Annotated in this window: 22 protein-coding genes; 11 read left to right on the top strand and 11 right to left on the bottom strand. The window is 69.7% G+C overall.

Annotated elements, in window-relative coordinates; all coding sequences use genetic code 11:
- The first annotated feature begins 149 nt into the window (after positions 1-149).
- Both tmcA and EPL04_RS18665 read left to right on the top strand, forming a co-directional pair.
- Entirely contained in the window at positions 150-2,477 is a 2,328-nt protein-coding gene (tmcA, locus tag EPL04_RS04810) for a tRNA(Met) cytidine acetyltransferase TmcA (RefSeq protein ID WP_134669943.1), read from the top strand.
- 22 nt (positions 2,478-2,499) lie between these two features.
- Positions 2,500-2,664: a hypothetical protein gene (locus EPL04_RS18665; protein WP_167599419.1), complete on the top strand. Its 165-nt coding sequence runs from the start codon at positions 2,500-2,502 to the stop codon at positions 2,662-2,664.
- Here EPL04_RS18665 and EPL04_RS04805 read toward each other — a convergent pair whose 3' ends face one another.
- Both EPL04_RS04805 and EPL04_RS04800 read right to left on the bottom strand, forming a co-directional pair.
- Positions 2,665-3,876 (bottom strand): cyclase family protein, encoded by a 1,212-nt coding sequence (locus EPL04_RS04805; RefSeq protein ID WP_134669941.1) that lies wholly within the window; start codon positions 3,874-3,876, stop codon positions 2,665-2,667.
- Positions 3,877-4,052: 176 nt separating this feature from the next.
- A complete protein-coding gene (locus EPL04_RS04800) occupies positions 4,053-5,774 on the bottom strand; it encodes a glutamate--tRNA ligase (protein WP_134669940.1) in 1,722 nt (573 codons plus the stop codon).
- 111 nt (positions 5,775-5,885) lie between these two features.
- Here EPL04_RS04800 and EPL04_RS04795 point away from each other — a divergent pair, with 111 nt between their 5' ends.
- Positions 5,886-7,853 carry a bacterio-opsin activator domain-containing protein gene (locus EPL04_RS04795; protein ID WP_134669938.1) on the top strand — a complete coding sequence of 656 codons (1,968 nt, stop codon included), beginning with the start codon at positions 5,886-5,888 and terminating at the stop codon, positions 7,851-7,853.
- A gap of 108 nt (positions 7,854-7,961) precedes the next feature.
- Complete coding sequence (locus EPL04_RS04790; protein ID WP_209019572.1) at positions 7,962-8,366, top strand: DUF7344 domain-containing protein; 405 nt, start codon at positions 7,962-7,964, stop codon at positions 8,364-8,366.
- A 114-nt stretch (positions 8,367-8,480) separates the two neighbouring features.
- Here EPL04_RS04790 and idsA3 read toward each other — a convergent pair whose 3' ends face one another.
- The 4 genes from idsA3 to EPL04_RS04775 all read right to left on the bottom strand — a co-directional run bounded on the left by idsA3 (position 8,481) and on the right by EPL04_RS04775 (position 11,760).
- Positions 8,481-9,536: a geranylfarnesyl diphosphate synthase gene (gene idsA3, locus EPL04_RS04785; RefSeq protein WP_134669937.1), complete on the bottom strand. Its 1,056-nt coding sequence runs from the start codon at positions 9,534-9,536 to the stop codon at positions 8,481-8,483.
- A 1-nt stretch (position 9,537) separates the two neighbouring features.
- Positions 9,538-10,890 carry a ribonuclease J gene (locus EPL04_RS04780; protein WP_134669935.1) on the bottom strand — a complete coding sequence of 451 codons (1,353 nt, stop codon included), beginning with the start codon at positions 10,888-10,890 and terminating at the stop codon, positions 9,538-9,540.
- Between the two features lie 201 nt (positions 10,891-11,091).
- Entirely contained in the window at positions 11,092-11,259 is a 168-nt protein-coding gene (locus tag EPL04_RS18660) for an HEWD family protein (RefSeq protein WP_167599418.1), read from the bottom strand.
- A 69-nt stretch (positions 11,260-11,328) separates the two neighbouring features.
- The gene (locus tag EPL04_RS04775; protein ID WP_134669933.1) at positions 11,329-11,760 is read right to left on the bottom strand and encodes a hypothetical protein; all 432 of its coding nucleotides are present in this window, start codon (positions 11,758-11,760) and stop codon (positions 11,329-11,331) included.
- Positions 11,761-11,863: 103 nt separating this feature from the next.
- Here EPL04_RS04775 and EPL04_RS18990 point away from each other — a divergent pair, with 103 nt between their 5' ends.
- Positions 11,864-12,853: a YbhB/YbcL family Raf kinase inhibitor-like protein gene (locus EPL04_RS18990; protein ID WP_209019571.1), complete on the top strand. Its 990-nt coding sequence runs from the start codon at positions 11,864-11,866 to the stop codon at positions 12,851-12,853.
- A 113-nt stretch (positions 12,854-12,966) separates the two neighbouring features.
- Positions 12,967-14,373 (top strand): sulfite oxidase, encoded by a 1,407-nt coding sequence (locus EPL04_RS04760; protein ID WP_134669932.1) that lies wholly within the window; start codon positions 12,967-12,969, stop codon positions 14,371-14,373.
- 30 nt (positions 14,374-14,403) lie between these two features.
- On the opposite strand, the gene EPL04_RS04755 is transcribed toward EPL04_RS04760, so the two are convergent.
- Positions 14,404-14,883 carry an FKBP-type peptidyl-prolyl cis-trans isomerase gene (locus EPL04_RS04755; RefSeq protein WP_134669930.1) on the bottom strand — a complete coding sequence of 160 codons (480 nt, stop codon included), beginning with the start codon at positions 14,881-14,883 and terminating at the stop codon, positions 14,404-14,406.
- 88 nt (positions 14,884-14,971) lie between these two features.
- Between EPL04_RS04755 and EPL04_RS04750 the strand changes: the two genes are divergently transcribed.
- Positions 14,972-15,832, top strand: a complete 861-nt coding sequence (locus EPL04_RS04750; RefSeq protein WP_134669928.1) for a DUF7551 domain-containing protein — start codon at positions 14,972-14,974, stop codon at positions 15,830-15,832.
- Here EPL04_RS04750 and EPL04_RS04745 read toward each other — a convergent pair.
- The gene (locus EPL04_RS04745) at positions 15,829-16,290 is read right to left on the bottom strand and encodes a hypothetical protein (RefSeq protein WP_134669927.1); all 462 of its coding nucleotides are present in this window, start codon (positions 16,288-16,290) and stop codon (positions 15,829-15,831) included. The two genes, EPL04_RS04750 and EPL04_RS04745, sit on opposite strands and share 4 nt — an antisense overlap.
- Positions 16,291-16,498: 208 nt before the next feature.
- On the opposite strand from EPL04_RS04745, the gene EPL04_RS04740 reads away from it, so the two are divergent.
- A complete protein-coding gene (locus tag EPL04_RS04740) occupies positions 16,499-17,269 on the top strand; it encodes a DUF4397 domain-containing protein (RefSeq protein WP_134669925.1) in 771 nt (256 codons plus the stop codon).
- 56 nt (positions 17,270-17,325) lie between these two features.
- Here EPL04_RS04740 and EPL04_RS04735 read toward each other — a convergent pair whose 3' ends face one another.
- Positions 17,326-17,814, bottom strand: a complete 489-nt coding sequence (locus tag EPL04_RS04735; RefSeq protein ID WP_134669923.1) for an acyl-CoA thioesterase — start codon at positions 17,812-17,814, stop codon at positions 17,326-17,328.
- Positions 17,815-17,958: 144 nt separating this feature from the next.
- Between EPL04_RS04735 and EPL04_RS04730 the strand changes: the two genes are divergently transcribed.
- From EPL04_RS04730 to EPL04_RS04720, 3 genes are read left to right on the top strand one after another with little or no spacing between them, the layout of a single operon-like run.
- Positions 17,959-19,086, top strand: coding sequence for an acyl-CoA dehydrogenase family protein (locus EPL04_RS04730; RefSeq protein ID WP_134669921.1), 1,128 nt, complete (start codon positions 17,959-17,961; stop codon positions 19,084-19,086).
- A gap of 50 nt (positions 19,087-19,136) precedes the next feature.
- Positions 19,137-19,541, top strand: a complete 405-nt coding sequence (locus tag EPL04_RS04725; protein WP_134669919.1) for a hypothetical protein — start codon at positions 19,137-19,139, stop codon at positions 19,539-19,541.
- Positions 19,542-19,588: 47 nt separating this feature from the next.
- Entirely contained in the window at positions 19,589-20,116 is a 528-nt protein-coding gene (locus EPL04_RS04720) for an HAD family hydrolase (protein ID WP_134669917.1), read from the top strand.
- Here EPL04_RS04720 and EPL04_RS04715 read toward each other — a convergent pair whose 3' ends face one another.
- Both EPL04_RS04715 and EPL04_RS04710 read right to left on the bottom strand, forming a co-directional pair.
- On the bottom strand, positions 20,117-20,677 hold the full coding sequence (locus EPL04_RS04715; protein WP_134669910.1) for a hypothetical protein: 561 nt from the start codon (positions 20,675-20,677) through the stop codon (positions 20,117-20,119).
- Positions 20,678-20,716: 39 nt separating this feature from the next.
- Positions 20,717-20,956 carry a DUF5822 domain-containing protein gene (locus tag EPL04_RS04710; RefSeq protein ID WP_134669908.1) on the bottom strand — a complete coding sequence of 80 codons (240 nt, stop codon included), beginning with the start codon at positions 20,954-20,956 and terminating at the stop codon, positions 20,717-20,719.
- Between the last annotated feature and the right edge of the window lie 44 nt (positions 20,957-21,000).

The raw sequence follows: 21,000 nt of genomic DNA, 5'->3' as shown, positions 1-21,000 counted from the left end.
AGTTCGTCACCCCTTAAAAGCGCTTCCAAATACCCGCACGGCGTGGGACGGCGCGCCACGGGTCGCCGACTCATTCCCGCCCTCCGCGGTTCGCGCGATCGGGGGTCGGAGTCGCAACGCCCATACCCGTCTCGGAACTACCCTCGGCCATGACTCTCGCCGAGGTCGCCGCCGCGCTCCGCCGGGAAGCCGCCGCGACCGACGAGCGCCGACTGCTCGCGCTCACCGGCGACCGGGACGCCTGCTACGAGGCGGCCGACCGAGCGCTCGACGCCGCCGATATCGACCGCGAGGCGACCGCGCTGGTCGGGACCGGCCATCTCGACTGCGAGCGCGTCGGCCCGAAGCGCGCCGACCGACTGCTCGGAACCACCCGCGAGTGCGTGGTGCTCGACTGTCACGCCGACTTCCGACCGAACGCGGTCGGTCGGGTCGTCGGCGCGATCGAGGGCGGCGGGCTGTTCGTCCTCCTGTTGCCCGGGCTCGACTCGTTCGCCGACGACCGGACCGACTTCGATAGGAGCCTCGCGGTGCCGCCGGCCGACCTCGACGACGTGACCGGACGGTTCCGACGACGGTTCGCCGAGACGCTCAGAGTCCACCGCGGCGTCGCCGTCGTCGACGCCGCCGACGGGACCGTCGAGCGCGACGGGCTGACCCGGCCGGCCCCGCGGCTCGCGACCGCCGACGACCCGCCGGGGGTGCCCGCCGACCGGAGCTTCCCGGCGGCCGCCTACGAGGCGTGTCTCACGGCGGATCAGGTCGACGTGGTCCGGGCGCTCGAAGCGCTCGGAGCCGACGACAACGCGGTCGTCGCGGAGGCCGACCGGGGCAGGGGGAAATCGAGCGCGGCGGGCATCGCGGCCGGCGCGCTCGCCGCCGAGGGCGCGGACGTGGTGGTCACGGCGCCGGAGTACCGGAGCGCCCGCGAGGTGTTCGTCCGGGCTCGCGGCCTGCTCGGGGCGCTCGACCGCGGCGTCGAGACCGACCGGGGTGAGCGACTCGGCGAGTCGCGATCCTCGTCGGACCGAAGTTCCGACGGCGACCCGCCGCGGGACGTCCGCACCGCCGAGGGCGGGCGCGTCCGCTTCGAGACGCCGACCGACGCCGCCGACCTACCCGGCGACCCCGACGCGGTGATCGTCGACGAGGCGGCCGCCCTCTCGGTCCGACTGCTCGAACGGTTTCTGGCGGCCGACCGGGTCGCGTTCACCACGACGGTCCGGGGCTACGAAGGCGCGGGCCGGGGGTTTTCGGTCCGGTTCCGAGACCGACTCGCCGAGAGCCGCCACGAGGTGACCGAGGCCCGACTCGACGAGCCGATCCGGTACGCCCCGGGCGACCCAGTCGAGGTCTGGGCGTTCCGGGCGTTGCTGTTGGACGCCGCCCCCGCCGTCGATCCGGTGGTCGAGTCGGCCACTCCCGGGTCGGTTTCGTATCGGGCGCTCGGCCCCGAGGACCTGCTGGCCGACGAGCGTCTGCTTCGGGAGGCGTTCGGCCTGCTCGTGCTGGCTCACTACCGCACCGAGCCCGCCGACCTCGCGCGGCTCCTCGACGCCCCGAACCTCGCGGTCCGGGCGCTCGTCACCGACGATTCGACCGCGTCCGACCGGGCGGGCCACGTCGTCGCGGTCGCACTGCTTGCCCGCGAGGGCGGCCTTCCGGCGGACGTCCGCGAACACATGTACGAGGGCGGGCGCGTTCGGGGCAACATGCTCCCCGACGTGCTGACCTCCCAACTCCGCGACGAGTCGGCCGGCGCCCCCGAGGGACTGCGGGTGATGCGCATCGCGACCCACCACGCGGTCAGGTCGCGCGGGCTCGGCTCGCGACTGCTGTCGGCGGTGCGCTCGGAGTTCGACGGCGAACTCGACTGGCTCGGGGTCGGCTACGGCGCGACTTCGGAACTCCTCCGGTTCTGGCGCGCGAACGGCTACGGCGCGGTCCAGCTCTCGACCACGCGCAACGACGAGAGCGGCGAGTACTCCGCGCTCATGCTCGACCCGCTCACCGAGGCGGGCCGGGCGCTCCGGGACCGCCACGCGGGGTGGCTCGGCTCCCGGATCGGGTCGATGCTGGCCGACCCGCTTCGCGACGCCGATCCCGACGTGGTCCGGGAACTGTTGGGGTCGCTCGACGCCGAGATCGGACTCGACCTCTCGGCGTGGGACTGGCGGGCGGTCGCGGCCAGCGCCTACGGCCCCGGGCTCTACGACGCCGCGCCCCGTCCCTTCCGGCGAGTGGCGCTCCGGTACTTCGTCGACGCCGCGGACCGAGCGCCGGCGCTCTCGGCCCGCCACGAGCGCCTGTTGGTCCGGAAGGTGTTGCAGGGCCACCCGTGGCGCGCGGTCGCCGACGAACTCGGCTATCACTCGGCGGGCCAGTGCATGCGCGCGCTCGGCGACGCCTACGAGCCGTTGGTCGACCGGTACGGCACCGAGGCGGCCCTCGAAGAGAAGCGGCGGTACACCGATTAGGCGCCACCCCGTACGGTCGGGGGTGCCCGAGTGCGCCGAGGACGACTGCGAGGCGCCGGCCGCGGTCAGGCTCCACGTCCCGTGGGCCGAGAACCGCGAGGTGTGTGTGGCTCACGCCCGCGCGCTGGTCCAGCGCGACGGCGTGGTCGCCGAGCCCCTCGACGCCGACGGCGACTCGTGGCTCTGATCACTCCGACTCGTCGGCGCTCTCGGACGTCGTGGCTTTCATCGCGACCGGATTGATCATCGCGCCGGTCGCGCGCTCGATGTTGATCGGCGCGCCCGTAAACAGGAAGTCGTACACGCCGTCGGCGGCCGCGCTTTCAGCGAGGTCTTCGAGCCACAGCACCTCGGCGAACGGCACGCCGAGATTCCGGTGGAACGCACCGTGGAGCGGCACCAGATACTCCTCGCCGTCGATGATCTGTACGTTCTTCTCGACGCTCAGCGTGTCGCCGCCGATGACGGGAAACTCCATCTCGTGGACCCACTCGACGAGCCCCTCGCTGTAGCACAGCCCCGGCTCTTCGAGCGGCGCCCACTCGTGTTCGGGGTCGTCGTCGCGGGCGCGGGCGACCGAGCCGGTCCGGATCACCGGCACGTCGCGGGGTTCGAGCGCCACCCCCTGTTCGTCGGCGGTGCGTTCGAGGTCCGCGCGCGAGATGCAGGCGTTGGGTTCCAGTCGATCGCCGGCCCCGCCCATCGCCCGCCCGACGTCGAGGAGGACGCCGCGGCCGACGATGCCGTGGTCCGCGACGTGCGAGACGTCGGCTCGCCCGAGCCCGCGCGTTTCGGACACCGACTCGCCCCCACACCCTTCGAGGGGCTCGTCGAACTCCTTGGTCGCCGCGGTGGTCTCGGCGTCGAACCCGTTGTAGATCCGGTCGCCGTACCACGCGTGGCCGGGCGCGTCGACGTGGGTCGTCCCCTGCGGGTACAGCGAGTTGACGAACCGGTCGTCGGAGAACTTGAGCCCGCCCGCCGACGGCTCGGTCTCACCCTCTCGGTAGGATCGCTCGTCCTGCGCGTTGGTGCGCCGGGCGACGGTCCGCGTCGGAAAGATCGGGTCGCGGTCCACCTCGCCGGTCATCGACGTCTGGAGCGTGAACGTCTCGATCCCGGTCGCGTCCTCCCGCGTCGCCGCTCGAACGCCGGCGAGTGCCTCCGCGCTCCCGAGGAAGTTCAACGCGCCGAGCTCGTCGTCCTCGCCCCACCGGCCCCAGTTTCTCGGCATGTCTTCGAGGAGCGCTTCGAGGTCGCCCTCGGGCCGGTCGGACTGCGCCGTCACGTCCGCCGCCGAGACGCCCGCGGCCGCGAACGCGGCGAGCGCGCCACATCCCCGGACGAACTCGCGTCGCTCCACGCCCCCTCCACTCGCTTCGGATCGGTTGTCGGTCATGTCGTTTTCCCCCGGCATCCGTCCGGGACCGGGCGAGCGACGACATCGCGGTCGGCGAACGCACGGCCCCGACCCGGAACTGCCACGCGTACGCACCGGAGCCACGGCTATTACTGTTTGGATGGGTTTAGCGGCCGCGCGTCGGAATACGAACGCGGGGAGCCGTCAGCCGGCGCTCACTCGTGAGCGAAGTACGCGACCGTCTCGTCGTCGGCCTCCTGTCGATCGACCCGGGCGAACCCGACGCGCTCGAACTGGACCACCTCGTCGGGGTCGGCCTCCCGGAATCCGGGCTCTGCGTAGCCGATCACGTCGCCGTCCATGGTCCGCATCCGGGTGAGCGTCGCGCTGTCGGCGGGCACCCAGTGGATCACGTCGACGCCCTCCTCGCGGACCGCGGCGATGTCGTCGCCGGCGTACTCGAAGGTCTCGCCGTCGCGCCGGAAGCAGCCGAACCCCTTGAGCCAGACGCGCTCGCCGTCGGCCGGGACGTCGGGCTCCTCGATGCGGACCCGGTTGCCGGGGTCGATGTCGCGGGTGCCCCTGTCCTCGTGGTCGGGATGGACCGGCGGGCTCGCGGTCTCGGGGGGCTCGCCGGCGAGCGTGAAGTCGGCGTGGTCCTCGCGCACGAAGAAGTAGCGGTCGGCCTCGTCGTCGATCAGCTCGCGGTTGTTCGCGTACACCGTGCTCATCGCCAGATCGACGTTGCTCGTGGAGGTGCCGAGCCCGACCATCGCCTCGACCAGCGCCTCGCCGCGGATGCCCCGGCGCTCGACGCTCGGGAGCGTCGGCGCCCGCGGGTCGTCCCAGCCGTCGAGGTCGCCGGCCTCGATGAGCTCTCCGATCGTGGAGGTCGACATCTTCACGTCGTACTCGTCGACCTGAACGTGGCCCCAGTGGATGACCTCGGGGTACTCCCAGTCGAAGTAGTCGTAGACGAACCGCTGGCGCTTCGCCGAGTCCTGGAGGTCGATCCCCCGGATGATGTGGGTGACGCCGGTCAGGTGGTCGTCGACCCCCGACTGGAAGTCGAGCATCGGCCAACACCGGTCGTCCTCGGCCGCCTCGCGCGGGTGGGGCGTGTCGATGATCCGGAACGCGACCCAGTCTCGGAGCGCGGGGTTCTTGTGCTCGATGTCGGTCTTCACCCGGAGCACCATCTCGCCCGACTCGTACTCGCCGTCGACCATCGACTCGAACTCCGCCATCGTGGTCTCGGGGTCCTTGTCGCGGTGGGGACACGGCTCGGCGTCGTTCTTCAGGTCCGAGAACTCCCCGGCCGGACACGAGCAGGTGTAGGCGCCGCCCTTCTCGATGAGCCGACGGGCGTGGTCGTAGTACGTCTCGAGCCGGTCGCTGGCGCGGTAGACCTCGGCGGGCTCGAAGCCGAGGTAGTCGATCTCGTCGAGGATCTCGTCGTAGGCCCACAGAAGCGGGCGCTTGGTCTCGGGGTCGGTGTCGTCGAACCGGACGATGAACTCCCCGTCGTACTCCTCGGCGTAGGTGCCGATGACCGCGGGCATCCGGGCGTGGCCGATGTGCCACGGCCCGTTGGGGTTCGGGGCACACCGCATGCGGACCTGATCGTACTCCTCGGCGTTCGGCAGGTCGGGCAGTAAGCTGTCGTCCTCGTCGTCGCTCTCGATCTCGGCGAGCCAGTCGGGCGCGAGGTCCGCGAGGCGGTCGCGGCGCTCGTCGGGGTCGAGGCCGTTGACCCGCGAGATGACCGGCCCGATGACGCCGGGGATCTCGTCGCCGTGCTGGCGGAAGTCGGGGTTGTCGCCCATCAGCGGCCCCATGATCGCGCCCACGTCGGCCTCGCTACCGTGCTTGACCGCGTTGACGAGGGCGTGCTTCTCGGCCTCCGTCTCGATCCGGTCTCGGAGTTCGTCGTCCATTGGGGTCCGTTTCGCGCGTCCGGGGGAAAACTGAACCGGATTCGATCGGTCGACGTGTCGGCGCGCTAACCGGGGCGCTTAGGTGTATCGAGGCGCACGTTTCGCTAACGCGTGACAGATCGCGACCGAACGGCGACCGGGCTCGAGTTCCTCTACGTCGACGCCGAACCGCCGCCGGCGCCGGTCGCGGACGCCCCGGACCTGACGGGCAAACGGGTCGACTCGGCGGCGGCCGCCCGCGAGCGGCTCACCGACGGCGGGATCGACTGCGTCGTCAGCGAGTACGACCTGCCCGAGACCGACGGGATCGACCTGCTCGCGTCGGTCCGGGCCGAGCGACCCGATCTCCCGTTCGTGATCTTCACCGACTCGGGGAGCGAGACCGTCGCCAGCGACGCCCTCGGGGCGGGTGCGACCGACTACCTGCCGAAGTCGGCCGGCGGCGAGGAGCTGTGTGAGCGGATCCGGCGAGCGGCCGGCGCGTCCGAGCCCGGTCTGCCCGGCGACCGACTCCGCGAGCTGACCAACGCCTTCCCGGACGTCGCGTTCGTCTTGGACGAGGCGGGCCGGTATCTGGAGGTGCTGTCGGGTCCCGGAACGGCCGAACTGAAGACCTACGAACCCGAGTCGCTCGTCGGCCGGTACGTCCACGACGCCTTCGCCGACGAGACCGCGGACCGATTCGTCGATCACATCCGGGCCACGCTGGAGCGCGGCGACGTCCAGACCGTCGAGTATCAGATCGAGACCGACGACGGCGAGCGGTGGTTCGAGGGACGGGTCGCGCCGCTCGCCGAACCGGTCGACGGGCGCCGGGCGGTCGTGTGGGTCGCCCGCGACGTGACCGATCGCCGCGCCAACGAACGCGAGCTCGCGATCAGAAACGACCAGCTCGGGACGCTCACCCGGATCAACGACCTCATAAACCGGATCCTCCAGTCGCTGGTCGAGTCGGCCTCCCGCGAGGAGATCGAGCGGTCGGTCTGTGAGGGGCTCGCCAATTCGGAGTTCTATCAGTTCGCGTGGGTCGCCGGCCCGTGGGTCAAAGACGAGCGGACGACCCCGAGCGTCGTCGTCGGCGCCGACCGCGACGCCGTCGACCGGCTCGTCGCGGCGACCAGCGCCCGCCCGGAGTCCGAAAACGCCTTCTCGCAGGTCGTCAGCGACGGCGAGTCGGTCGTCATCGCGGACGCCGCCGACGCCGACCGCCTCTCGGAGCGCGAACGCGAGTGCATGCGCGAACTCGGGATGGTCTCTGCGGTGCTGGTGCCGCTGAGCTACGGTAACACCAACCACGGCGTGCTGGGGATCAGCGGCGCGTGCACCGACACGTTCGGCGACCGGGAGCTCACTGCGCTCGAAACGCTCGGGGAGGTCGTCGCGTTCGCGATCAACGCGGTCAAAAACCGGAACCTGATGCTCTCGGACACCGCCGTCGAGCTCGAGTTTCGGCTCCCCGACTCGAACTCGGTGTTCGGCGTCCTCCCGGCGGCCCTCGACTGTCGGTGTCGGCTCGAGGGGTTCGTTCCGGCCGCCGAAGACCGGCTTCTGGAGTACGTCGCGGTCGAGGGGGCCTCGGCGTCGGCGGTCCGCGACCGGCTCCGGGATGCGGCGTCGGTCGCGGAGAGCCGCGTCGTCACCGACGACGACGACGGATGCCTACTGGAGATCGTCCACGAGTCCTCGCCGGTCGAACACCTCGTCAACGCCGGGACCGTCGTCACGTCGGCGTCCGCCGACTCCGGGGGTGTCCGGGTGCGGACCGAGGCGCCCCACGATCTGGACGTCCGCTCGGTCGTCGAAGAGTTGCGCCGGTCGTACCCCGACGCGGAACTGGTGAGCAAGCGCGAGACCAATCGACCGGTCAACACCGCCCGGGAGTTCCGGCGAACGTTGACCGAGGAACTGACCGAAAAACAGCGAAGCGCGCTCCGGGCGGCCTACTTCGCGGGCTACTACGACTACCCCCGCGGGAGCACTGCCGAGGAGGTCGCCGACTCGCTTGGGGTCTCCTCGCCGACGCTCCACCAGCACCTCCGGGCCGCCCAGCGCAAACTGGTCGAGACGTTCCTCGACTGAGTACTCGCGTGATATTAGCCGCGTGACACGCTCTCCGCAACTACCTAATTATTGAGGCATGGGTTTGTTGACCGTCCTGGCGGTAGGAGAAGGTGGTGGTCACCCGCAATGAGTGACGATACAGTCCGTGCCGGGACATCCGAGGACGACCACGTTCTCCGCAGTGGTCGAGCAGTCGCGACGCCGCCCTTCGACGTGCTGTTCGAGCTTCTCTCCGAGAGCCGCCGCCGGTACGCCCTCTACGCGCTGACGAGTAGCGAGGACGGCCTCGCCGAGGTCGAGGCGCTCGCCGACGACGTGGCGCTGTGGGAGGCCAGAGCCGACGACGTCGCGCTCACCGACGAGCGCCGGAGCGCCATCGGCGACGCGCTCCGCGAGAAGCACCTGCCGCGGCTCGCGGACGCCGAGGTCGTCGACTACGACGAGCGAAGCGACGTCGTCCGGTACTGGCGCCAGCCCACGCTCGAGGAGTACCTCGAACACACTCACTTCAAAGAGTTCGACGCCGACTGAGTCGGTCCCCGCCGACGCTTCGTGCCCGCCGCGGCGCCGACCGTCGCCCTCCATCGCCGGCGCCGCGGCGGCGAATCTTCTCAGACGCCCCGACGCCGAGCGGTGCGAGCGCGATCAGTAGCCGCGCTCGACGAGGTAGTCGGCGATACCTTCGAGGAGTTCGCGCGCGTCGTTCTCCGGGAGCACTTCGAGCCGGCCCTTGCCCCGTTCGACGAGCTCCTGGGCCTTCTGTTTCGCGTAGTCGATGCTCCCGGCGTCGTGGAGCGCCGCGACAGCCTCGTCGATCTCGGCCTCCGTGACCGCCTCGACGTCGTCGGTCTCGACCAGCGCATCGACGTCGACGCCCTGCTCGCGGGCGTGGAGCGTGATGATGGTCTGTTTGTTCTCCACGAGGTCGCTACCGCGCTGTTTGCCGAGTTGCTCGCTCGGCACGGTCAGATCGAGCACGTCGTCCTGTATCTGGAACGCCCGACCGACGTCGATGCCGTAGCGATAGAGTTGCTCGACCGTCTCGTCGTCGGCGCCGAACAGGATCGCGGGCATGGTGGCGGCCGCGCCGTACAGCACCGCGGTCTTGTGCTCGATCATGTCGAGGTACTCGTCTGGGAGCACGTCGAGCCGGCTCTCGAACTCGATGTCGCGGGCCTGACCCTCGCAGATCTTGGTGCAGGTCGTCGCGAGCACGTCCATCGCCTCGACCACGCGGTCGGCCGGGGCGTCGGCGTTCAGCAGGATCTCGAACGCCTTGGAATAGAGGGTGTCGCCGGCCAGAATCGCGGTCTCGGTGTCGTACTCCCGATGGACCGCCGGCACGCCGCGCCGGAGGTCGTCGTCGTCCATGATGTCGTCGTGGATCAGGGTGAACGACTGGATGACCTCGATCGAGACCGCCGCGGCCATCATGTCTACCGGGCGACCGTCGATGTCGGGGAACGACCGGTAGTCGGCCGCCTCGGGGTCGACGTCCGCGAGCGCCTCCGCGACCAGCAACAGCACGGTGGGCCGGAGCCGCTTGCCCCCCGCATCGAGCAGGTAACGGGCGGCCTCGTAGAGCCGCTCGGGCTCGGCGACCGGCAGGTCCGCGACGATGGCGTCGTTGACCTGCTCGCGTCGCTGTTCGACGGCCCCCACCACCTGTGCTTCCAGTGTCTCGGCGCTCGCGTCGGTCATGTTACTCGACGAGTTGGATGAGGTTGCCGTTGCTCGTGACGTGGAGGTCTCGGCCCAGCTTGTAGCCCTGACTCTCACAGAGGTTGACGTACGGCGAGAAGCCCTTCATGTCCTGGTGGGCCGGGATGACGTGCTGGGGCTGGAGCGCGTCCAGCATCTCGTAGTGGCCCTCCTCGCGGAGGTGGCCCGAGACGTGGACGTCGTCGTAGATGCGTGCGCCCTGCATCTTCAGGAGGCGCTCGGACTGGTAGCGCTGGCCCTCGTTGGTCGGCTCCGGGATGACGCGGGCAGAGAAGATGACCTTGTCGCCGTTCTCCAGGTCGTAGGGCGTCTCGCCTCGGCCCATCCGGGTGAGCATCGCTCGGGGCTCGCCCTGGTGGCCGGTCACGATGGGGAGGTAGTTCTCCTTGCCCTCCTTCATGATCCGCTTGAACGTGCGGTCGACCGACTTCCGGTGGCCGAACATCCCCATGTCCTCGGGGAAGTCGACGAAGTCGAGTCGCTCGGCGGTGCCCGAGTACTTCTCCATCGAGCGCCCGAGCAACACCGGCTCGCGGCCGATGTCTTGGGCGAACTCCACGAGGCTCTTGACGCGGGCGATGTGGCTGGAGAACGTCGTCGCCACGATGCCGCCGTCGTAGTCCTCGACGGAGGTCATGACGTCTTCGAGGTGACGCCGCGCGACCGACTCGCTGGGGGTGCGGCCCTTCCGGCCCGCGTTGGTGCAGTCTTCGATGTACGCGAGGACGCCCTCGCCCTCGCGGCCGATCTCGCGGAACCGCTTCATGTCGATGGGGTCGCCGACGACCGGCGTGTGGTCCATCCGCTTGTCGAGGCCGTAGACGACCGCGCCCTCCGGGGTGTGGAGGACGGGGTTGATCGCGTCGATGATGGAGTGGGTGACGTTGACGAACTCGAGTTCGACCTGCCCGGAGTCGCCGATCGACATCGTCTCGCCGGCCTCCATCTTCACGAGGTCGTTCTCGACGCCGAACTTCTGCTCGCCCTGAATCTGCTGTTTCACCAGTTCGATCGTGAACGGGGCCGAGACGATCGGTGCGTTGTACCGGTGGGCGAGCTTGCTGATCGCGCCGATGTGGTCGAGGTGACCGTGGGTCGGCACGATCGCCTGCACGTCGCCTTCGAGTTCGGACATGACGCGGTCGTCGGGGATCGCGCCCATGTCGATCAGGTCCAGACTGTGCAGTTTCTCGGTCTCGACGTTGTCGTGGAGCAGGACCTTCGAGAGGTTCAGCCCCATGTCGAAGATGACAACGTCCTCGCCCGCGCGGACCGCAGTACACTGCCGGCCGACTTCTTCGTAACCGCCGATGGTTGCAATTTCGATTTCCATAGTTTCACCTGTTGTACGCAAAGCCACGTTCCGTGGCGTCCGTACGTACCTAAACCTGCCCGCGGCGTCGGGATCCCGGCCGCGGCGTCTCACAGCCGTCGGCGGGAGCCCGCGGTGGCGACCCACGAATCCGCGAGCGATCGGTCTATGCGGGCCTTACGCGTCCCGGTAATAAAAACTGCCGGGATCGCTACGGAGCGGTCACTCGGTGACCGGCTGGTAGGCGCCCGTGATGTCCCACTCGTGGATGCAGAAGGGCTCTCCGGCGTTGCCGTTCGCGATCGTCCAGTTCGCGGCGTCGGCGTCCCACACTTCCCGCCGACCGCACCGGTGACACTCGCGTTTCGTTGGCGGGTCGAGTTCGGCCATGTTTGTGAGAGAAGGTGGCACGGGGACTTAAAATAGTCCCCTGCATCAGGGTTTGCCGGAGACCCCACCTCACGCTCGGGAGCCGGACGCGAGTTCGTACCGGGCGGTGGTCCCGCGAGCCGTGATCTCGACCGCCTCGATCCGAAATCCGATGTCGTCGAGCCCGGACACCGCGAAGTCGTCGTCGAGCCCGCGAGCGATCGTGAACCGCGGCGGGCTTCGGGAGGGCCGATACACCAGATAGACCGTCTCGTCGTGGTTCATCGTCGAGGTGTACGCGAACCGAACCGCGCCGGCGTCGACGACGATCTCGGCGCCTTTCACCAGTCGGCTATCGCCCGTCGGCGTGATCGCGACGAGGCGCTTTTCGCGTCCGTCGACGGTGACGGTCTCGACCCCGACGTCGTAGGACTCACCGCCGGGGGCGAGGCCTGCACACCCCGACACCGCGGGCGCGCCAGCAGTCGCGAACGCCGCCGCGAGGAACTGACGCCGGTTCATATCGGGCGCTATCCGCGGCAGGCCGAAATACGTTCGGGTGCGGTCGGTCGCGCGCGACGGCCGGCCCGCACCTATTTACCGGGCACCGTCGAAGCCGAGCCACATGCGCAGACGCACGCTGCTGCGCTCGGCCGCGGGGGCCGCGTCGATGGGGGTCGTCGGGAGCGTCGGAGCCAGTCGGAGCCGCGGCGAGCAAGAGACCACGACAGACGGCGAGACGGGGACAGCGACCGAGACGGGGTTCTCGCTTCGGAGCCCCGCGTTCGAGAACGGCGGGTCGATACCGCCGGCGTTCACCTGCGACGGCGAGAACCGCTCGCCGCCGCTCCGGATCGAGTCGGTGCCGGACGGCGCCGAGTCGCTCGCGCTGGTGGTCGACGATCCGGACGCGCCCGACCCGCCGTTCGTCCACTGGCTCCTGTGGGACGTCCCGGCCGACGCCGGGCGCATCCCGGCCGAGGTCCCGGCCGGCGAGACCGTCGACGCGCTCGACGGCGCGCGTCAGGGCGCGAACGGCACCGGAGAATTCGGGTACGTCGGCCCGTGCCCGCCGCGGGAGGACCCCCGCCACACCTACCTGTTCACCCTCTATGCGCTCGAAGAGCCGCTCGGCCTCGATCCCGGCGCGGGGTACGAGGAAGTGCTCGCGGCCGCGGTGCCGCGGGCGATCTCGCGGACCCGGTACGTCGGCCAGTACGAACGCGCCGAGGGGGGCGCCGGCGGGGAGACGACCGCCGACGACGGGTCCGGTGACGCGACCGAGTCCGCCGGCGACGTCGTCGAGGTGGCGGTCGGCCCGGAGGGCGACTACCTCAAGTTCGTCCCCGATCAGGTCGAGATCTCGGTCGGTGACACCGTGCGGTGGACCGCCGAGAGCGAGGGCCACAACGTCAGCGCCAAGCCCGAGGCCGACCCGAAGGTGTCGATCCCGGCGGACGCCGACCCGTTCGCCTCCTACGAGGCGAGCAGGTCGTTCATGGTGATGCAGGTCGGCGAGACCTACGAGCACACCTTCACCGTCCCGGGGACGTACACGTACGTCTGCGTGCCCCACGCCGATCAGGGGATGGTCGGAGAGGTCGTCGTCGAGTAGTTCGGCGGGCGGTCCTCGCCGAATAGTTCGGTCGCGCGTCCGATTCCATTAACCGGCGTATGACGGCCACGAGACACTGAGACTTATTGTCGCGGGCGCCGGTGTGGCGGTGTATGACGGGGGACACGGGGGACGAGACCACCGACCGAGAAACCGGACGACGGCGGTATCTGGACCGACGGCAGTTCATGATGGCGACCGGCGCGCTCGCGGGCGTCGGGGTGCTGTCGGGCAACGTCGGCGGACGAACGACACAGGACGAGGGGGACCTCGAATCGGAGTACCCGGGACTGCGGATCATCTCCGAGGAGCCCGAGAACGCCGAGGCGGCCGCGCGGGCGACCTACGAGAGCTACATCACGCCCCGGGAGGAACACTACATCCGCAACCACTACCCGACGCCGGACATCGACCCCGAGGAGTGGACCGTCTCGCTCACCGGGATGGTCGACGAGGAGGTCGAGGTCTCGGTGGACGAGATCCGGCGGGACTACTCGACCGAGACGGTGACCCACACGATGCAGTGTTCGGGCAACGGTCGGTCGTACTTCGACCCGCAGGTCGGGGGCAACCAGTGGACGTTCGGCGCGGTCGGCAACACCGTCTGGACGGGCACGCCGGTCGGCGAGGTGTTAGAGGCCTACGGCGCCGACACACAGGAAGGGACGTGGCTGTCGGTGATGGGCGGGGAGGCCCCGGAGGGCGAGGACATCTTCACCCGGTCGATCCCGATGGAGAAGGTGCTCGAAGACTGCCTGCTGGCCTACGAGATGAACGGCAGTCCGATGAACGACGACCACGGCTACCCGGTCCGACTGCTCGTTCCCGGGTGGTACGGCAACAACAACGTCAAGTGGGTCGACCGGATGCACGTCATGGACCGCATGGTGTTCGGCGAGGAGTGGGAGACCGAAGACCAGCGCCTCTACACCCACTGGCAGCAGTACTCCTACCGGCTCACGCCGATCGACGAGGAGACCGAGCAGTTCGAGCGCATCGACGCCTTCGACGTCCGGGACCAGATGGAGTCGTCGGACATCCGCCACCCGTACGTCTACGACCAGCTCGTCAAGTCGCTCATCGGCTATCCGGGCGCGGGCGCGACCGTCGAGCCCGGTCCGGGCGGCAGCGTCGAGGTGATCGGAGTCGCGTGGGCGGGCGACGACGAGGTCGACGCGATCGAGGTGTCGACCGACGGGGGCGACAGCTGGTCGGAGGCGGAGTTCTTCGGACCGGTCGACGCACCCTACTCGTGGCGCCAGTTCCGGTACGTCTGGGACGCAGAGCCGGGCTCGCACACGCTGTACTCGCGGGCGACCGACGCGAACGGCCGGACCCAGCCCGCCACCGTCTCGGATCCCGACGCCCAGCTCGTGTCGATCGAGGACGATCAGTTCCCGTGGAATCAGGGCGGGTACTGCAACAACGCCTACGAGCCCCACGGCGTCGAGGTGACCGTCGAGGCCGCCGGGGACGGCGAGGCCGAGACCGAGACCGCGGCCACGACGACCTCGTCGTAGCGGGCCGACCACGGCGGGAGCGACCGCCGTTCAGCCGTCGTCGCGGACGTCGAGCAGTCGGATCTCGAACTCTACCGGGACGCCCGCGAGCTCGTGGTTGAAGTCGACCGAGACGGTCTCGTCGCCGACCGCGGTGATCCAGCCGGTCTCGCCGTCGTCGGCCCGAACGAGCTCTCCGACCGCGGCGGTGGCGTCGCTTCGATTCTCTATCTCGGTCCGCGGGAACTCCGCGACCCGCTCGTCGTCGTACTCGCCGAACGCCTCCGCGGGGTCGAGCCGAACCGTCCGTCGGTCGCCGACTTCCATCTCCCGGACCGCCCGGTCGAGCCCCTCGATCACCTTCCCCTCGCCGACCCGGAACTCAAGCGGCTTGTAGTCGCGGTGGTCGTGGTAGACGCCCGCGTCGAGCGCCTCGTCGACGTCGGTGGTGTCGAACACCTTCCCGGCGTCCTCGCCGTCCGCGATCCGTCCGGTGAAGTGGACGACCGCGATCTCGCCCTCGGATGCCATACGACCGCACACGACGCCGATCCCCTTGAGTCTCCGGGGCCGCCAACCCCGAACGTATTTATCGCTCCTTTGTTTAGGCTAGCCTAAAATAGTCGGCACCACCCTCAGAGACCTGCGCGAACGCATCGCCGACGACCACGAGGACGGCGGGCGCTACTACGTCGCCTGCGCCCGGACGGGCGAGCGCCCGGTCCCGGTGGCGGGCAAGCGCTTCCCCGACCGGGCGACCGCAGAGGAGGCCGCGCGGGCCGCGGCGGCCTACCGGGCGGAGCTCAGGCAGTACGATCCCCGGCTCCCGTGTTACGATCTGGTCGTCTCCGAGGACCCGGGTCTGCGCGACTCCCCGATCGTCGAGCGGTCGGCGTCGACCGGCGCGGGGACCACGCTGGACTTCTGTCACGACGTGGCGGCCGCGGTGTTCGAGGCCCTGACGGCGCTCGACGAGCGGGCGGTCGAGCGCGCGGCGATGGACGCCTACCTCCACTCGGCGGAGGCGGTCGTCGATCCCGACGACCTCTGTCTGGTGTTGCTCGCCACCATGGCGACCGAGATCGACGACCGTCTCGGCCCCGACCGACAGGACGAGGTGCTCCGTGCCGCGGCCGACCGGCTCGGGCCCCGGTCGAGCGAGGACCCGGTCGCCGCGACCCTCGATCGCTTCGACGGGCTCTCGCTGGTCGACGACTACGCGATCGACGCACGGCCGGTCGACCCCGAAGGCGGTCCCGACCGCTCGTGGACGGTGACCCTCGACGAGTACGCCTTCGATCTGACGGGGCGGTGTCTACCCACCCTCCCGCTGGCCGTCGAACTGCTCCGTCACCGCCCCGAGCGCACCGTGGCGGTCACCGACGCGCGTCCCGTCGGCGACGGCGCGTGGCGGTGCGTCGTCACCGCGGGCGGCGACCGGGCCGCGGGCCTCGCGAACGCGGTGCCCGCAGAGGATTAGACCTCGAAGTCCGGCAGGTCGTCGGGGGCCTCGTACTCGCCCTCCCAGTCGATGTAGGCGTCTTCGAGCACGTCGCAGACGATCTGGCCGAACTCGGTCATCGCGGCGTTGATGCCCGAGACGATGTTCCACGAGTCGATCTCCGGGTGGTAGCTCCGCTCTTTCCAGTCCTCGGGGATTCCGGGGGCGTGATAGCCCACCCGGTCGGCGAACGAGTCCCAGAAGAAGTCGTACTCCGCGAACATCTCGAGGTCCCGAACGATGGCGTACTCCTCGTCGGTCAGGTCGGTGTGGGCGGCCCACTCGTCGAACGCGTCGATCCACGCGCCGTCTTCGAGGTACGCTTCGAGCTCGTCGCGGCGGTAGTCGTCGCCCTGCACGTCGGCGTCCTCGTACTCGGAGGCGTCCACGTTCGTGGAGAGCGACGGCGGCGACGGCGCGTCGACGTCGAGTGACATGGGTCGCGATACGCGGCCCGACCGCAAAAAGGTGCCCGTCGGCGCCACGCGCCGACTCGCCCCCGCCGGGCGGACGCATCGACGGCTCGACGGGGCGAAAGCCGAGACTACTCGGCCGTAACTCGAAATACGCGCGAGACACCGCCGATTACGGCCGTGGACGGTCCCGACGCTTTATTTCCGGTTCGTCCTCAGCCCCGCCCGCAGTATGTGTGACAAACAGACGCAGTCGATCCGGAACGCGGCGACGCTGGCGGTCGCCGCTGTGGTACTGATCGGGTTCGCCGGGGCCGGCACGGCCGCGGTCGCGGCGAGCCAGGACGGCACGGCCGAGGTACGGGTGGCCCACATGTCGCCGGACGCGCCGGCGGTGGACGTGCTGGTCGACGGCGACGCCGTCCTCGAAGGCGTCGAGTTCGGCGCGGTGAGCGACTACCTCGAACTCGAGGCCGGCGACCACGAGGTCGTCATCCAGACGTCCGAAAACGAGACCGTCGTCTTCGAGGACACGATCACGGTCGAGGCCGACACGAGCTACACCGTCGCCGCCGCCGGCGAGGTGAGCCAGGACACGTTCGCGCCCCAGATCTACGTCGACGACCCCGAACACCCGAGCGAGGAGAACGCGTCGGTTCGGCTGGTCCACGTCTCGCCCGACGCCGGGCCCGTCGACGTGACCGTCGAGAGCACGGGCGCGGTGCTGTACGACAACGCGACGTTCCCGAACGCGACCGAGTACGTAACCGTCCCGGCCGGCGACTACACCCTCGAAGTCCGGCCCGCGACCGAGGGCAACGACGGCGAGGTGCTGACGACCTTCGACGTCACCGTCGAGGGCGCGAGCACCTACTCCGCGTTCGCGGCGGGCTACCTCGCGCCCGACGAGGCGGCCGCCGACACGCCGTTCGACCTGATCGTCGCTCAGGACACCGGCGGCAACCAGACGACGATGAACGCGACCGCGCCGGTCGCGGCGTAGCCGCGCCGAATTCACACCTCGGCGAGTCGCAGAGGAGCGACTCGGGGTCCGGGCGCCTACTCGCCCGCTTCGATCCGCTCGGCGGCGGCCTCGAGTTGCTCGCGGCGCCGCTCGTGGGCGTCCTCGCGTAGCGCTCGCTGGTTGTCGGTCGGGCAGTCGAGATCCGGCACCGGCGTCGGCGTGCCGTCGTCGTCGAGCGCGACGAAGGTGAAAAACGAGGTGGTGGTCTTTCGCTCCTCGCCGGTCCGGGGGTTCTCCGCGCGGACGTCGACTTTCACGTCCACGCTGGTCCGACCGGTGTTGAACACGTACGCCTCGATCACCGCCACCTCGCCGAGGTCGATCGCGGAGATGAAATCGACGTGGTCCATCGAGGCGGTGACACACTGGTAGTTCGAGAACCGCATCGCCGAGATGGCGCCGCAGATGTCCATCCAGTGGAGCACCGCGCCCCCGAGCGCCCGCCCGAGGTTGTTGGTGTCGTTCGGGAGCAGCATCTCGGTCATCTCGGTGTACGAGTCCAATAGCGTGGCGCGTTCTGCCATCGAGGGGCGGTTCGCTCGCCCGTCGGATGTCGCTTTCGCCTCGGGGTTGATCGGCGACTCCCGGACGCCCGCCGGCCCGGCGCGCGGCGAGTCCGCCGCCCGAAAAGAGGCAACTTTTTCCACGCACCGCCCGACACGTCGGGTATGAACCTCTCCGACGAGCAAGAAGCCATCAGGGACGTCGTTCGGGAGTTCGCCGTCGAGGAGATCCGCCCGACCGCCGCCGAGGCCGACAGCGACCAGACGTTCCCCGAGGACGTCTGGGACGGGCTCGCAGACCTCGATCTGACCGGGATGACCGTTCCGGAGGCGTACGGCGGCCTCGACGTCGATCGGCTCACCTACAGCCTCGTCAACGAGGAAGTCGCCTACGGAATGTTGTCGGTCGCGACCGCGCTGTCGGTCCACTGTCTGGCGACCTCCTGCATCGCGGAGTTCGGCGACGACGACCAGCGCGAGCGGTGGCTTCCCGAGATGGTCGACGGTCGGCCGGTCGGGGCGTTCGCGCTCTCGGAGCCCCAGGCGGGCTCGAACCCCGCCGAGATGACCACCGAGGCGCGACACGAGGGCGACGAGTACGTCCTCAACGGCAAGAAGCAGTGGATCACCAACGGCCAGCGGGCGGGCGTCGTCGTCCTGTTCGCCAAGACCGACCGCGACGACCCCCGGTCGGTCACCCAGTTCGTGGTGCCCAAAGACGCCGACGGCCTCGAAGTCGGCAAGAAAGAGGACAAGCTCGGGCTCCGGGCGAGCGACACCACGTCGCTGGTGTTCGACGACGTGCGGATTCCCGCCGCGAACCGGCTGACCGAGGAGGGCAAGGGGCTGTCGGCGGCGCTCCACATCCTGAACGGCGGTCGGATCGGGATCGCGAGCCAGTCGGTCGGGCTCGCCCAGTCGGCGCTCGACGAGGCCGTCGAGTACGCCGGCGAGCGCGAGCAGTTCGGCCAGCCGATCGCCGAGATACAGACCATCCGGCACAAGATCGCCGACATGCGGACACGGCTCGGGGCCGCGCGCCTGCTCGCCCGCGACGCCGCCCGGAAAGACGACCGCGGCGAGGACGTCGAGTTGGCCGCCAGCATGGCGAAGTACTTCGCGAGCGAGACCGCGGTCGACGTCGCCAACGAGGCGGTCCAGATCCACGGCGGCTACGGCTACACCACCGACTTCGACGTCGAACGGCTCTACCGCGACTCGAAGATCACGACCATCTACGAGGGGACCTCCGAGATCCAGAAGAAGGTCATCGCGCGGAACGTGTTGGGCTGACCGGCAGTACCGCCACGTTTATCATTATAGACTGAATCGGCGTGAACGAGATGGTCGTGTCCGAGGAGTCCCGACTCGTGGACTTCGACGCCGAAGCGGCGCTCGCCGCGGCCCGCGAGGTCGACCGAGACGCCGTTCACATCTGCGTCGAGTACACCGAATCCGAGTTTCACACGCTGTACGCCGACGAGGCGACGATGGCGCTGTACGACGACCGCGCGGCGATGGAGTCTCACTTCGAGGAGGTCCACTCGTACGTCCACATCGACTTCACCGAGACCGACCTGTTCGGCGAACTCTTCCGGGCGGCCGGCGACGTCCGATCGTTCGTGACCGTGATGGAACACGCCACCGTCCTGCGTGTTCTCGTCGGCTCGCAGGGACTGTTCTTCTCGACGGACCCCGAGGCCGACGTGACGGCGCTGGTGACCGCCGTCGAGGACGCGATCGACTGATCGGCGCCGGCCGAACGCTTTTCGCGCCGGTGGCCCTATCGGCGAGCGTGACCCGAGACGACGCGCCCGCGGCCGTGGTGTACGACCTCGACGGGACAGTGGTGCGACTCGACGTCGACTGGGCGGACGTCGAGCGCCGCCTCGAAGCGCTGTTAGAACGGGAGGGCGTCGACGCCGAGCCGCTGAGCGCGTGGTCGCTGCTCGAAGCGGCCGAGGCGGCGGGCGTCGGCGAGGAAGCCGACGAACTCATCGCCGCGGCCGAGCGCGAGGGCGCCCGCGCCCCAACGCGGCTCCCGCTGGCCGACGAGCTTCTCGCCCGCGAGGTGCCGGTCGGGATCTGCTCGCTCAACCACGAGTCGGCGGTCCGTATCGCGCTCGACGCCCACGACCTCGCCGACGGCGTCGACAGCGTCGTGGGTCGGGGGACCGTCCCCGAGCGAAAGCCCCATCCCCGAGCGCTGCTGGCGGCGGTCGAGGACCTCGGGGTCGAGCCGGCGGACGTGCTGTTCGTCGGCGACTCGGCCAGCGACGAGGAGACCGCAGAGGCGGCCGGGACGCGCTTCGAGTGGGTCTGATCACTCCCGGCCGAAGTTCTCGAGGAGTCGGTCGCCGAACGCGACCACGAGGAGCGCGCCGACGACGTTGAACACGAGATCGAGGGCGGTGTCACGGGCGCTGTAGGGGATCAAGAGCGGCTCGACGCCGAGCCGTCTGCTGACCGCGTGGATCGCGTACTCCAGAAGCTCCCAGAGGACGCCCGCGCAGGCGACGACCCCGATCACGTTTCGCTCGGGGTCGCGGCCCCGACGCCGGGCCGCGACGTGGACGATCCCGCCAAGCAACGTCGCCGAGAGGGTGTGGGTGACGTGGTCCCACCACCCCACGTCGTCGTAGGGACCCAGCATGCCGACCGCGTGGGCGAGCATCGCGATCCCGGCGTAGACCCGTTGCCACGGCCGGAACTCGACGGCGTACCGGCGTTCGAGCAGGTCGGGGACGAACGTGACCGCCAGCGTCAGGACGGCGTTCGCGACGGCGCCGGGGCTCCGGCGGCGGATTCCCGCGCCGAACACCGCGACGATCGCCCACCTGATCGCGCGCTCGACCGCCCGGGCCGCAGTGGTCAGCCTCGCCATGTGTCTAGTCGGACAGTACGGGCGGTAAACCGAAATACCTCACTCTTCGGCGCGCCGAGCGTAGGCGAACACCGACACCGCGACGACGAACCAGACCAGCGCGCCGACCCGGACGGCGAACGACACCCGCGACTCCCAGGTCGGGAGCGCGACGCCGGTGGCGAACGCGAGCAACGCGACGACGGGCGCCCCGACCACGATGGTGAGGACGAAGGTGGTCTGCATCACCCACCCGTAGTCGACGCCCTCGGGGTCGTGGCTCTCGACTGGTTCGGGCACGCGTGGAACGCGGGACGCGGGTGGCTTAACGGTTTGGAACCGAA

It is taken from the genome of Halorussus marinus (genome assembly GCF_004521895.1).
GTDB classification, from domain to species: Archaea; Halobacteriota; Halobacteria; order Halobacteriales; family Haladaptataceae; genus Halorussus; species Halorussus marinus.
Note: the sequence above shows the minus strand (reverse complement) of the source record. Positions and strands in the feature narration are given on the sequence as shown.

Coding starts and splice junctions, on each gene's coding strand:
- EPL04_RS04715 (WP_134669910.1), bottom strand. CDS start 20,677: ATGGCGAGGCTGACCACTGCGGCCCGGGCGGTCGAGCGCGCGATCAGG.
- EPL04_RS04790 (WP_209019572.1), top strand. CDS start 7,962: ATGAGTGACGATACAGTCCGTGCCGGGACATCCGAGGACGACCACGTT.
- EPL04_RS04755 (WP_134669930.1), bottom strand. CDS start 14,883: ATGGCATCCGAGGGCGAGATCGCGGTCGTCCACTTCACCGGACGGATC.
- EPL04_RS04740 (WP_134669925.1), top strand. CDS start 16,499: ATGTGTGACAAACAGACGCAGTCGATCCGGAACGCGGCGACGCTGGCG.
- EPL04_RS04805 (WP_134669941.1), bottom strand. CDS start 3,876: ATGACCGACAACCGATCCGAAGCGAGTGGAGGGGGCGTGGAGCGACGC.
- EPL04_RS04800 (WP_134669940.1), bottom strand. CDS start 5,774: ATGGACGACGAACTCCGAGACCGGATCGAGACGGAGGCCGAGAAGCAC.
- EPL04_RS18660 (WP_167599418.1), bottom strand. CDS start 11,259: ATGGCCGAACTCGACCCGCCAACGAAACGCGAGTGTCACCGGTGCGGT.
- EPL04_RS18990 (WP_209019571.1), top strand. CDS start 11,864: ATGCGCAGACGCACGCTGCTGCGCTCGGCCGCGGGGGCCGCGTCGATG.
- tmcA (WP_134669943.1), top strand. CDS start 150: ATGACTCTCGCCGAGGTCGCCGCCGCGCTCCGCCGGGAAGCCGCCGCG.
- idsA3 (WP_134669937.1), bottom strand. CDS start 9,536: ATGACCGACGCGAGCGCCGAGACACTGGAAGCACAGGTGGTGGGGGCC.
- EPL04_RS04725 (WP_134669919.1), top strand. CDS start 19,137: ATGGTCGTGTCCGAGGAGTCCCGACTCGTGGACTTCGACGCCGAAGCG.
- EPL04_RS04745 (WP_134669927.1), bottom strand. CDS start 16,290: ATGTCACTCGACGTCGACGCGCCGTCGCCGCCGTCGCTCTCCACGAAC.
- EPL04_RS04775 (WP_134669933.1), bottom strand. CDS start 11,760: ATGAACCGGCGTCAGTTCCTCGCGGCGGCGTTCGCGACTGCTGGCGCG.
- EPL04_RS04730 (WP_134669921.1), top strand. CDS start 17,959: ATGAACCTCTCCGACGAGCAAGAAGCCATCAGGGACGTCGTTCGGGAG.
- EPL04_RS04780 (WP_134669935.1), bottom strand. CDS start 10,890: ATGGAAATCGAAATTGCAACCATCGGCGGTTACGAAGAAGTCGGCCGG.
- EPL04_RS04760 (WP_134669932.1), top strand. CDS start 12,967: ATGACGGGGGACACGGGGGACGAGACCACCGACCGAGAAACCGGACGA.
- EPL04_RS04735 (WP_134669923.1), bottom strand. CDS start 17,814: ATGGCAGAACGCGCCACGCTATTGGACTCGTACACCGAGATGACCGAG.